The sequence below is a fragment of the Streptomyces phytophilus genome (genome assembly GCF_013870535.1).
Classification (GTDB): Bacteria; Actinomycetota; Actinomycetes; order Streptomycetales; family Streptomycetaceae; genus Streptomyces; species Streptomyces phytophilus.
Map to the genome: position 1 here is coordinate 1 of NZ_JACBXC010001669.1, position 1,089 is coordinate 1,089.

The following is a 1,089-nucleotide window of genomic DNA, read 5'->3' on the forward strand; positions in this document are numbered from 1 at the left end:
GCGGCGCGCCGCTGCCCGGGACGGCGGACCTGAGCTTCGCGGGCCGCAGGGAGGACGTGCTGCTCACTCCGCTTCCGGGTACAGGCGGCGCAGTTCGTCCCTGAGTTCGTCGCCGCGCGGGTTTCCCTCCTTCCCGTACAGGTCGGCCGCCTGGGTCAGATGCTCGCGGTGCGCGGACATGTCACCGTCCTCGTGCGCGAGCGCCGCCAGCTTCTCGCGCACGGCCGCCTCGTAGTGCGCCGCCTTCTCGGCGTCCAGCAACCGCACCGCGGCGACGTACTCCTCCCTCGCCTGGCGGCCTCGCCCCGCATGCAGCAGTACGTCGCCCATGGCGGCCCGGGCCCGCCCGGCCATACGGCGGTCGCCATGCGGTGCGTAGCCGGGCAGCCCGAGGAATCCGTCTACGGCCGCACGCAGGGCCTCCTCGGCCTGTGCCGGCCGGCCCGCGGCGTCCAGCGCGCAGCCCAGCAGATACCGGGCGATGGCCGCCCCGCGCTCTTCGCCGGCCTCGCGGTACGCGGTGAGCGCCTCCTCGTACGTCGCGATGGCGCGGGGCGGATCCAGCCGGTCCCACAGCCTGCCGGTGAACTCCAGCACCGAGGGCCGCAGCACGCCCAGGTCCGCGTAACCCGCATGCCCCTCGCGTACGTCGGCCACCCGGGCCCCGGCACGTTCGAGGAGGGTCCGCGCCTCGTCGAGCCGGTCGAGGTCCGTCAGCGGCCGCGACGTCAGCGCGGCGATCCGGGCCTCGGCCGCGGGCTCGCCGTCGCGGGCGGCGGCTTCCGCACCGCGCAGCCCGGTGGCTATCCAGTCGTGCAGGTAACGGTGGTTGAGGAACAGGGCGGTCAGCCCTTCCGCCAACTGCCAGACGGCCCGGTGCTCTTCGAGCCCTTTCGCCGTCTCGTGTACGGCCAGCAGCTCGGCCCGCTCGCGCCGGAGCCACTCCAGAGCGTCCTTCTTGGCGCTCCCGCCCGCGAACGGGCCGGGCGACGCGTCCCGCAGCACCTCCCCGTGGTCCGTGACCCGCAGGCGCGGCCCCGTCACCGCCGCGTCGGCCTGCGCCACACGCCGTACGTAGTGGCGGATCAC

General features: G+C 75.0%; 1 pseudogene. It reads right to left on the minus strand.

The annotated features are described in order from the left end of the window. Positions 1-63: 63 nt before the first annotated feature. Positions 64-1,089: pseudogene (locus H5J30_RS35105) on the minus strand (hypothetical protein); the annotation flags it as partial.